Source organism: Desulfurella amilsii, assembly GCF_002119425.1.
GTDB lineage: Bacteria > Campylobacterota_A > Desulfurellia > Desulfurellales > Desulfurellaceae > Desulfurella > Desulfurella amilsii.
The window spans coordinates 22,199-32,875 of sequence record NZ_MDSU01000002.1 but is presented as its reverse complement, the minus strand read 5'-3'; the positions used below and the strand labels follow the sequence as shown (position 1 = coordinate 32,875).

Here is a 10,677-nt window from a genome sequence, read left to right as displayed (position 1 = left end):
TTTTGAGGGTAGTTCTCATTTAATAACCTTTCAGCCACTTTTTTATTTATATGGCTTTTTTTACCGTTTAGCTTACAAGAAAAAACATGAATTATATTTAAAATATCCTCCACTAACTCCTCTTCGTCAGTTTTATCTTCTGTTTGATTAACTATTTCAATATTTGTGCTGTGAAGTTTTGCAAATTCTTCTATAAGTTCAAAGCCAAATCTAACAAGTCTGTCTTTATATAGCACATAAATTTTATCTATTTGGTTTAATGATATTAACTTTATTAATTCCTTTAGCCCTGCTTTTGAGTAATTTATACCGCTGCCTATATCAGAGATTATTTTAAATGGTTTACCTTGTTTTGCTAAAAACAGCTCTAATAGATCAATCTGTCTTTTTAAGTCATCTTCTTGCTTTTTTGAACTTACTCTTGCATAACCTATATTAATACGTAATGTATCTGGTTTCTTCTGCAGTATACTCTGTAGTTGAGCATCACTGTATCTTCTTTCTCCATGTTGTGTTTTGAACTCTGGTTTCAATATTTCTTTTTTATCCCATGCTCTTAAAGTCGGTATTGATATACCTGTAAGCTTTGAAAACTGACCAATCTTATACATACTTATATTATACACCAAAATATGTATTTGTCAAGTGGTTTTTTATATAAAATATGATAAAATATTTAACAGTTAGATTGCCTCTTATGTGTGTTTTTTTAAAAATATCTAATAACACAAATTTAGTGAAAAACAAGTATAATTTATTTCTTTTAATAATTGACAAAATCTAAAAAAGAATTAAACTTATAATTCAAGGGCAATGTGGTTTTTTTATTTAAAACTTAACTTTTTAAAAAGGAGTTTGTTATGGGATTGCTTAAAAAAGTTTTAATAGCTTTCTTGCTGATTTTTATAGGTATAGGCACTTTAAATTATTCGTATGCGGATTCGCAGGGATTTACCACTTACACTATGACGATAACCGAAATAGAAGGATTATCGCACAGTTTTACCGCTCAAATCAACAAGTATGTCAATAGTCAAGTGGTAGCTACCTATGATGTTACGCAATCCGTAATGCCTATTTATTCAAATCCGATAGGCAGTCAATACGGAACGCAGTTTGCAAGCAATGCCGATTTAGCTAATACGGCAAACACTGTATTTCCGCAGAATGACTTCAATCAGCTTATAGCAAACGCAGGCAGTATGATACAACAGTATGGAGTAAACACTGTTACAGTTAACTGTGTTTATTCGGCTAATGTTTACGACCAAGTTACTGGTAAATATGTAAATAAGTGGGCTGTAAATTCAGCGCTTTGGTCTCCTAACATAGAAAACTTTTCAGGTTTTGACCCTGCTAATATACAATCCAAAGCAAGTGGCTGGATAGTTACTAATCCAAATCCTTATGTAGCAATGGTTACTTACTTTACGCATAATGTAGATATAGGAATACAGCAGTTGCCTAATTACTCGTCAACAATTGCACCTGTTTTAAATCAGTATTTAGGTAATTTACTGGTTCAGATTTACCAGCTTACACCGACAGGCTTAGGCAGTGTAGTAGCTACACCGTTAAATACTCAAGTATCAGCGCAAACTGCTTACAATGTAGGCTTTGAAGTTAATGAAGTTAATACGACAGCTACTTATGTTCCGCAGGTTTTAGTTACTAATTTGATAAACTATGTAAATAATCAATATTTAGCACCATACAGCCCTGTAAATGTAATTGTAAAATACATTGATAACTGGAGCGCAACAACAGACTCAAACGGCAATTTGCAGTTTAATATGGCTTATTCTTTAAGGCAGTTAAATGGAAGTTGTCAGGCAAATTACAGCTATGGAAGCGGTTGTTCGGGACAATGCGGTTGGTGGGGCTGTTCGGGTTTATGTTTTGGCGGAGGCGGTGCAAGTCCCTTAGGATATAGCGGTTGGGGTTCTTTATCAGGCGGGCCAAGTGATTTAATATGCTATAAACATTGTTATACGGATTATTTTTTAAGCTATGGTTATTTATCGGCTGGGGTTCATGATGTAAGCTCTCCATACACAAACTTTTTTAACTTATATTCAATGGGAAGCTTTTCGCAATATGTTCAGGCGGCTGGCGATGGACAGTGGACAAATGGTTTTTCATATAATCAAGGCTGGATTAGCGTTTATGGCGGAAGCTGGGTGCAAGCATTAATTCTTAATGCTACAAACTGCAATGCTACCTACTACAACAATATTAACTTTTATTTGCAGGGTGTAACCGCACAGGAAACAGATTGGCTTGTGCCAGAGCCTTTTCAGACAGTTCAATCAAGCGACGGTAATTATTACGCTATGCAGGAAATATCAGCGGAGTCAGTTAATCCTACTGCGTTGAATTCAGGTAATTTAAATTCAGGCAAACAGTATGCGGTAAATGTAAACTCTATTAATCCAAATAATACCAATTTTAATAATATCATTATAGACCCTTTCACTAATCAGCTTTGCGACTATACAATTTCAAGCGGGACAGATAGTTTGGGATATGGGGCTTGCAGTTTTAATACATCGCTGATTAGTTCAATAGTTCCTGTTACAAATAATTTGACTTACAACGGACAAGGCTGTGCACCGGGATTAACCTACTCAAATGGTTATTGTGTAATGCCTGCGATAACTGTGTGGGCTTATACAAAAGCAAGATATAACTATGTTCAATGTGTTACTTACGGTAGCACTCAATGTTATGGTGGTGATTGTTATTATGATTATTTTGGAATTTACTATTCCGGTTTAATTAGTTATCAAACATGTCCTACACCATTTAGTTACAGTAATGGCTATTGTTATGCACCTGCCACTACTACTGGTTGGCAGGGGTATGGTATTTCTTTATATACATATAATCCACCTTATAAGGTTTATAATGTTTCTACATCACCATTGCCACCAACTCAAACAACTCAAAGTTGGCAGTATGATCCTTCAATATGTATCAATAGTGGGGGATAATAATTAATCATTTTTCCCTTGACTATTGCGTGGTTTTTTATTACACTATTTATAAAGCTTGCTTTTGGAAATTTAAAAAAGCAAGCTTTATAAAAAAAATTATTTTTTTGGAGGTTTATAGTGGCAAAAAAAAGTTTTATGGAACGGACAACAGAGAAAATACAAGAGGAATTGGCAAGCGGTATTCCATTAAAAACGGTTTTACGGCATCATAAGATGGGATTAATAACGGTAAACAATGGAGTTAATTACAGGAGGTTGATGGTTTTAGCGAAAAGTCTGGATTTTTTGGAGTTAATCGGACAGCTTTATATCAAAGACCCTAAATTGCTTATGAACCAAGCAATGAAGAAATACTTTGATAATCTGCGTGTGGTAGATGAAAACCTTACTAAACTGTCTGATTTATATTACAGTGATGAGTTTAAGGAAATCAGGGAGTCGTTGTTTGAGAAAACAAATAAAAACGAAAATGTTAAAGAAGTAGAGGAGGACAGCGTAAATGCAACAGAGGTTTCAGGAAATGAAGAAGTTGGAATTGGAAACGCAAGCAAAGAAAATTAAAAACCAGCAAGGTTTTACACTTGTTGAGTTATTGATTGTTTTAGCGGTTATTGCGGTTTTGGCAGTCTTGTTGCTGTCTGCTATACCATCTTTCTTGGATAAACAGCACGCAACACAGGATTTGAAAGTTGCCAATGAAATTGTCGGCGCAGTAGGTAAGTTTCAAAACGACTGCGGAACAGAACCTACAATAATCGGAGGGTTATATCAGTCAACATATGCTACCGCATCTTATACCGAAAACGGCAGTGATTGCACAGCACAAGGGTTGTGGCACGGACCATATTTAAACAGCGGAGCAGGCACAATAGCCACAGATGGAACTTATATTGAAGGTGCTTTTGGTTCGTCAGACCAAATAAAAATTAATATAGCACAGCCTACGGTAAACGGCGCATCTGGAGTTACACAGCAGGATTATGTATCATTTAGCGGCTTTAATCAGTCAACAGCTCAATATATGAGTCAAAAAGTAAATGGTAATCCCAACTTCGGACAAGCTGGTTCGCAATTTTATGCAACTTGTTCTAATAAAAACAATTGCACTGGTTATTTAGTATTCAATAATTACAATTAATATGAGAAAAAATGTATTGCAAGGCACTCGCAAAGAGTGCCTTTTTAGTTGTAAGGGTTTTACATTAGTAGAACTTCTAATAGTATTAACTGTAATAGCCATTCTTGCTATTCTTTTATTGCCTAAAATATCTGATTTGGTTACAAAACAGAAATCAAACGAACTTGCTACTCAGGTTATGAGTATAGGACAAGCAGAGGAAAGCTATTATAAAGATTGCGGAACATATCCAAACGATAACGCAATCAATGCTTTATGGAATAAAAATATAGCATCAAGCGCAACTAATAATCAAGACAACATTTCAGCGTCAAACTGCTGGGTTCAGCCTTATATGCAGGCTTTGCCACCGAATTTAACAGCAAGCCCGCAAAATTATTGGCAATCACCTTTTGGTAGTGCAAGCAAATGCACTGTAAACACAAACGCAGGAGATTATTTAAATGACGGGGCTAATAATGACATAGTGGTAACCTGCACTAATATACCAAGTCAGGCAGTAACCTTTTTACAGCAGAAATTCAACTCAGATTCAAACAGTAACACAGGATTAATGAAATCAACCTGCAATGGAGTAATATGCACGATAAATTTTGTAGTGGTAGAAAATTAAATCAAAGCGGTTTTGTTATAACAACAGCCGTATTGATTTTTTTCTCTATTTTAATCGTAGTTTCTGCAATGGTATATTATATTTACTACAAAAGGGCAGATATTTATTTGCAGTCAAAACAGCAGGAACAATTTTCATATATTCAAGATAATTTAAATTCTTTTTATTATCAAAATGATTACCAGATAGAACAAAACGCTGGCAATGTCCTGCAAACCAATCAAGGCACTTTTTCCAGCTGGCAACAGCTTGCAGGATACTTAGGACTGCCTTTAACTGATGTCTATCAGAATAATTATATTATGTATGTAAGCAGTAGGCTTACAGACAGCACAACAGGCAATTATTACCATTTGGTTTATATAGTTTCTCTTGGTTCATCGCATAAATTGCAGTCAACATTCAATCAAAGCACGGGCGTTTTAACCTTAGGCGGGACAAATACCGCAATAAAAATAGATGGAAAAAGCATTAATAATCAAATATACCTTGAAAATTCAAAGCAGTTAAGCAATCTTGCAAGAAAAATACAAGGCTTTGTCAAAGCTTTATATACAGCAAGCAATAAGCAAGGCTGGAATTATTTTTATAACAGTCAAGACAGCACTTGCCAAAATTTAGGGCTTACTCAGTATGGTGCGGGAATTTTCGGCTGTTATCAGGGGACACCCATAGGACAGACAAACTTACCGTCACAGATGAATATCGGTTCAAATGAATACACAAATACGCTTGGAGTTCAGTTTGTTTTTGATAATGCGTCAAGCAATGTGAGTGCCGTAGCGCAGACAGGACAATCAAGCACAGTTTATACGGCAAGGGTTGGCATACCACAGCCGAACAGCGTAATAAAATGGATAGTATTTAGTTATCAATAAAGGAGTGTGTATGAAGGAACTTGATGAATTTACAAGAAATCTCGGTAGAGAAGACCAAAAAATCGCAGAAATAGAAAAACTTTTTGATGTTGTTTTAGAAAATATAGACAAAGAAAGTGTATCGGATATTTACTTTCAAGAGGGTTTGCCGCCTATTATGAGAGTAAAAAACGGAGACTTGGTATATATAGAACACGATATAATAAACAAAGAAACTATACAGCTTATTTTATCTCAAATCTTAAATCAAGCAGTTTACGGTAAAGAATATTCTACTGTTAAATCAGGAAAGCGTGAAGTTGATTTAATGGTAACAATCAGGTTAAAAAGGTTTAGGGCAAATATCACAAGCTTCCACTCTAATGAGAAAATAGGAATTTTTTTAAGATATATCAAAGAAGATATACCTGATTTAACAACTCTTGGAATACCGAATATAAACTCTATTCTGGAAAGAATAAGAAATATTTCAGGAGGGCTTATATTAGTATGCGGACCAACAGGTTCAGGTAAATCCACTACGCTTGCAAGCATAATAGAATATATCAATCAAAACTACAATAAACACATAATAACGCTTGAAGATCCGATTGAGTATTTATTTAAGTCAAAGCGTTCAATAATAACACAAAAACAAGTATATGCAGATACAGAGAGTTTTGCGCATGGATTAAGAGAAGCGTTGAGAGAAGACCCTGATATTATTGTAGTTGGAGAAATGAGGGACGCAGAAACAATAACAACAGCACTTCAAGCATCAGAAACAGGACATACTGTATTTGCTACACTGCATACAAGTTCTACGGCACAGACGATTGAAAGGGTTGTTAACGCATTTCAAGAAGCGAAACAGCAGGAGATAAGAGTGGCTATGGCATTTGCCTTGAAAGTGATTATAGTGCAAAGACTTATTCCTACAATTAAAAAATCAAGAACGCTTGCCTGTGAAATTGCTTTTAATGATAAAAACTTAGAAAACAATATTTTAAGAAACCAAATCAATCAAATAGAAAATACTGTTTATATGGGAAAACAAAGCGGTATGCTACTTTTAAATCATCATCTTATGCAGTTGATAAAAGACGGCGTTGTTTCGCAGAAAGTAGCTTTGGCTTATTCATACAAATCAGAAGAACTTAAAAACGAAATTAGAAAGGTTTATGGAGAAATTGAAGAATGAAAAACCAAGAGGGTTTTACAATAGTTGAGTTGCTGATTGTATTAGCAGTATTGACAATCCTCATAGCCTTATCAATAGGTGGAATAGGCAAGCTTGAAAATTTATACAAGAGAGTTCAAACGCAGAATTATTTAAACTCAATGGAAAAAGGCATGGAAGCTTGTTACAGCGAAAGGGCTTGGATAATAGACAATGCAAATTACTTAGGACAGGCTTCTTTAAATGTGGATACAGGCGCAAACGGTGCTATTGATACGATAAACAATCAAACACCTACTATATCAGCTGGAACTCCAAACCAAGCTTGGCTTGATATTGCAAGAACATTTTTTACTATCCCTTACGGCAACGCTTTAAGGGACGCTTGGGGCAATCCTTACTATATTTTTGTGTCTTATCCGCAGGGAAACCAAAACGGCATTATGTATAGAACAATAGCAATAGTAAGTTTGGGTTCATCTCATAAATTACAATCAACATTCAATCCTAATAATGGAAGCTTAACTCTTGGAGGCACAAATATAGGCGTTACGATTTCAGGCGCAAATATAGAAACTCAGAAATATCAAGCAACATTGGCTTTGCTTAACAAATACGCAAATTATTTAAGTCAAACTTTTGCTACTCTGTTTCAGGCAGACCCAAGCAAAAATATAACTATTGATCACTTTGTCGCAACAGACCAGAATGGCAATACTTCATCTTATACAGACTCAAATTCAGGTATTGCAAACTCCTGCTATGTTTCATCGTCAAACTGTCTTGAAACTGTGGTTCAAGCAAATATTGCCCTGTCCACTTCAATCAACGACCAGACAAATGCTTGGTATTATCCTTCTGCATCGCAAACAAGCTTAACACAAATGCAGATATATATTGATAACTGGAGTAGTAATGTAAGACAGCCGAATAACGAAATGCCACCATATACAGCTCACGCAATAGCATATACCCCGTGGGGCTATCAGTTGATTATTACAGCGGTAGGAGGAACAGATTAGTGAGAAAAGTATTTAAATTTTCTGCCGAAATGGTAGATGGAACAATTGTAAATGATTACATAAAAACAGACAGCGTAATGACAGCTAAAAGACTCATCAGCGAATTAGGCTATAAAATAAGATATATTGAAATTGACCATTTAAGAACGTTGACAAATATTTATGAGAAAAAAATACCTTTAAGAAACCTAAAAGAAATTGTCGCTATTTTTTACAATACTATTAAGCAAGGTATTAATCCAGAAATAATAGTTGAAACTATACCAGAAATGTTTACAGGCTATACCAAACAGCAGACGCTTAGAATTAAAAAGCTTATTACCACACAAGGTTTGTCTTTATCAAAAGTGTTTGAGCTTATTGGAATGAATACATTTATTGTAAAAGCTATTGAAAGTGCAGAAAAAGAAAGCGGTAACTTAGAAGAGGTTTTAGGGAAAGTTGTTTTTCTTTTAGATGTGTTGGCAAAAGGAGAAAGCGAACTTGCAAAAGCCTTAATTAACCCTAAAATCATTTTAACCATAATAACATTGATTATTTATATAGTTTACGGTTTTGCTATGAAAAAAGCTTTGGGCTTTTTTGAAAACCATCTTACATACGGGATAACTACAAAAATTGTTATAGCAATTACTAATCTTATTAATATCAATGTTTATGTAAGCGGTTTTGTTGTCGCTTTAATTATTTTAGGCATCTGGAAGCTTTTTACAGTTAAAACAATATTTGCCGTAGCGTCTTTTCCTAATTACTTAAAATACAAATTCCCAAGATGGAAAGATTATGGTATAAGCAGAGCGTTAATCAACGGATTAAGTTTTATTTTAAAGCCGTTTATGGCTTTACAGGAAAACTATGAAATAATGAAAATATGTTATTTTATTGATTTGCTTTACTCGGCAGGAGTAAAGCCAGATGTTATTATACAATACTTAACGGAAATAGTAGATTCAAAATATATGAAACAGATGCTTTTATCAACCCTGCCCTATATTAGAATGGGACAACCTTTTTATGAGGCTTTTAAATTTGTAGGTTTTAAACCTGATTTTATAGGTTTTTTAAAAGCAGGAGCAGAAACTACACAGCTTGAATACTATATGGTAAGCTTTGCAGAAAACAAGAAAATGCTTTTTGAGCGTTCAATTTTTGCGTTATCTACTGTATTGCCTTTAATAATGCTTGTTTTTGCAAGCGGTTTTATAATTTTCACTTTTGCAGGTATTTATTTGCCAATGTTTAATTTAAAGTAAAAAGGAGTTTGCAAGATGGATTTGTTAAAAAAATACTTTATTGTTTTAGATGATGATTTAGATATAGAAGATATTATATTTTATCCTGTTTTTGAAATTAGGCAATGTGCTGTCTGCAAACAAATTTTTCTAATGCCCGCAGGAAGCGGTTTTGAATTTCATATAACAAAAGACCACTACGGCACTTTGGAATTTTTAAACCGCATATCTTTAAATGAAATAAAAGAATACAAAATAGATAACTATTATCCAGAAGAATTAAAAAATATAATTTTAAAAAAAATAATGCAATAATATGTTTTTATTTTTTTTTATTGACTTTTTAATTTAAATACCTATAATAATATTAAGAATTTTATTAGGAGGTATCGGTTATGCTTGCCTATTTAGGTTACTTAAATATCTTACTGCAAGACAGAAAAATTAAAATCTTAGTAACAGTCTTATTAATCGGTTTGTGTTTTTTAGTTTTAACAGACCATTCTTTTGCAAGCACAGTAGCGTCAACTACCGGCAATGGTGCCATAGAGCAGGCAGGAAATACGCTTTCAAACTTGCTTTACAATGTTTTAGGTAAAGTTTTGTTTGTTGTGTTTGTATTCGGCGGTATTGTTATGCTTTGGAAATCAGCGGCGACGGCATTTATTATGTGGGGTATGGCAATCTTGTTAGCATTTGCAACAGGTTTGTCAAATGAAGTTTGGAGTATGTTCCATCAATAAGAGGTGTTTATGAGAAATGTTCCTAAAATAATTGACGAACCTTTAAAGGTTTTTATCTTTGACAAAGAAGACGGTATTGTCGGAGCGGGCATTATAGGACTGTTGATTTTTTTTGTAAACAACCTGCTTTTACTGTTAATTATAACCCTGCTTGGAATGGTAGCGGTTAACAGATATAAAAACAATAAACCAAAAGGCATAATCTTTCAAACGCTTTATAAAAATCTAAATATAACTTTTGGAATGCCAATAAAATATTTAGGTAACAAGGCGGTTTTAGTTAAGTGAAGAAATATTGGGAATTTTGGAAGGACGATGAAAAATTAAGAATTTTTACATTGCGCATAGCGGTTTTGGAGACATTAGCATTAGCGTTGATGGTTATTTTATTTGGTTATATGCTTGGAAAGTATTTTCTATCTCCAAAACCTGTCTATGTCGTAACTTCTGGCTACAACGGTGTTGTAATACCATCACAGTATCAAGGTGAAGTTATTTATAACTTTACACAAAACTATTTAAGCCTTTTATACTCTTTTACTCCTGCTAATTTTGACGATAGAGTAAAAGAGGCCGAAAATTTGGCTTTGCCTGCTATGTATCAATCTATTGAACGCTACGCAAGAAATATAAAACAAACATTTACATCTCAAAACTATGCAAGTTCAATATCGTTTACCGCAAAAGATGTTGCGGTAAAAATAATAGACAAAAATACATTTTTAATAAAAGTAAATAAAGCAAATGTAAGCAATTACTATGATTCGGTTGCCAATGCGCAGAAAGTCAGTTTTGATATTACTATTGTTAAAGGCAATCCGAGTTTAGAAAACCCTTTTGGCTTGTATGTATCAGATGTTAAAATAATTCAAGAAAAAGAAAACAATGGAGGTTGA

The 10,677-nt window shown here is 33.9% G+C and carries 13 protein-coding genes; 12 read left to right on the top strand and 1 reads right to left on the bottom strand.

The annotated features are described in order from the left end of the window. Positions 1-611, bottom strand: a 611-nt coding sequence (locus DESAMIL20_RS01605; protein ID WP_143340217.1) for an IS607 family transposase, incomplete at its 3' end; no start/stop codon positions are given. 249 nt (positions 612-860) lie between these two features. Here DESAMIL20_RS01605 and DESAMIL20_RS01600 point away from each other — a divergent pair. From DESAMIL20_RS01600 to DESAMIL20_RS01540, 12 genes are all read left to right on the top strand, one after another. Next, positions 861-2,993 carry a hypothetical protein gene (locus DESAMIL20_RS01600; RefSeq protein WP_086033138.1) on the top strand — a complete coding sequence of 711 codons (2,133 nt, stop codon included), beginning with the start codon at positions 861-863 and terminating at the stop codon, positions 2,991-2,993. 138 nt (positions 2,994-3,131) lie between these two features. Continuing rightward, positions 3,132-3,557 (top strand): hypothetical protein, encoded by a 426-nt coding sequence (locus DESAMIL20_RS01590; RefSeq protein ID WP_143340216.1) that lies wholly within the window; start codon positions 3,132-3,134, stop codon positions 3,555-3,557. Then, positions 3,517-4,134, top strand: a complete 618-nt coding sequence (locus DESAMIL20_RS01585) for a type II secretion system protein (protein ID WP_143340215.1) — start codon at positions 3,517-3,519, stop codon at positions 4,132-4,134. Before DESAMIL20_RS01590 ends, DESAMIL20_RS01585 begins: the two co-directional genes overlap by 41 nt. 1 nt (position 4,135) lies before the next feature. Further along, positions 4,136-4,747: a type II secretion system protein gene (locus tag DESAMIL20_RS01580; protein WP_086033135.1), complete on the top strand. Its 612-nt coding sequence runs from the start codon at positions 4,136-4,138 to the stop codon at positions 4,745-4,747. Next, positions 4,714-5,625, top strand: a complete 912-nt coding sequence (locus DESAMIL20_RS01575; RefSeq protein ID WP_086033134.1) for a hypothetical protein — start codon at positions 4,714-4,716, stop codon at positions 5,623-5,625. The genes DESAMIL20_RS01580 and DESAMIL20_RS01575 overlap by 34 nt, the downstream gene beginning before the upstream one ends. A gap of 10 nt (positions 5,626-5,635) precedes the next feature. Beyond that, positions 5,636-6,805: a type IV pilus twitching motility protein PilT gene (locus tag DESAMIL20_RS01570; RefSeq protein ID WP_086033133.1), complete on the top strand. Its 1,170-nt coding sequence runs from the start codon at positions 5,636-5,638 to the stop codon at positions 6,803-6,805. Continuing rightward, a complete protein-coding gene (locus DESAMIL20_RS01565; protein WP_086033132.1) occupies positions 6,802-7,806 on the top strand; it encodes a type II secretion system protein in 1,005 nt (334 codons plus the stop codon). Before DESAMIL20_RS01570 ends, DESAMIL20_RS01565 begins: the two co-directional genes overlap by 4 nt. Beyond that, positions 7,806-9,059 carry a type II secretion system F family protein gene (locus DESAMIL20_RS01560; RefSeq protein ID WP_086033131.1) on the top strand — a complete coding sequence of 418 codons (1,254 nt, stop codon included), beginning with the start codon at positions 7,806-7,808 and terminating at the stop codon, positions 9,057-9,059. Before DESAMIL20_RS01565 ends, DESAMIL20_RS01560 begins: the two co-directional genes overlap by 1 nt. A gap of 15 nt (positions 9,060-9,074) precedes the next feature. Then, positions 9,075-9,353, top strand: coding sequence for a hypothetical protein (locus DESAMIL20_RS01555; RefSeq protein WP_086033130.1), 279 nt, complete (start codon positions 9,075-9,077; stop codon positions 9,351-9,353). Between the two features lie 80 nt (positions 9,354-9,433). Then, positions 9,434-9,781 (top strand): hypothetical protein, encoded by a 348-nt coding sequence (locus tag DESAMIL20_RS01550; RefSeq protein ID WP_086033129.1) that lies wholly within the window; start codon positions 9,434-9,436, stop codon positions 9,779-9,781. 9 nt (positions 9,782-9,790) lie between these two features. Next, positions 9,791-10,069 carry a type IV conjugative transfer system protein TraL gene (locus DESAMIL20_RS01545; protein WP_086033128.1) on the top strand — a complete coding sequence of 93 codons (279 nt, stop codon included), beginning with the start codon at positions 9,791-9,793 and terminating at the stop codon, positions 10,067-10,069. Next, a complete protein-coding gene (locus DESAMIL20_RS01540; RefSeq protein WP_086033127.1) occupies positions 10,066-10,677 on the top strand; it encodes a hypothetical protein in 612 nt (203 codons plus the stop codon). The genes DESAMIL20_RS01545 and DESAMIL20_RS01540 overlap by 4 nt, the downstream gene beginning before the upstream one ends.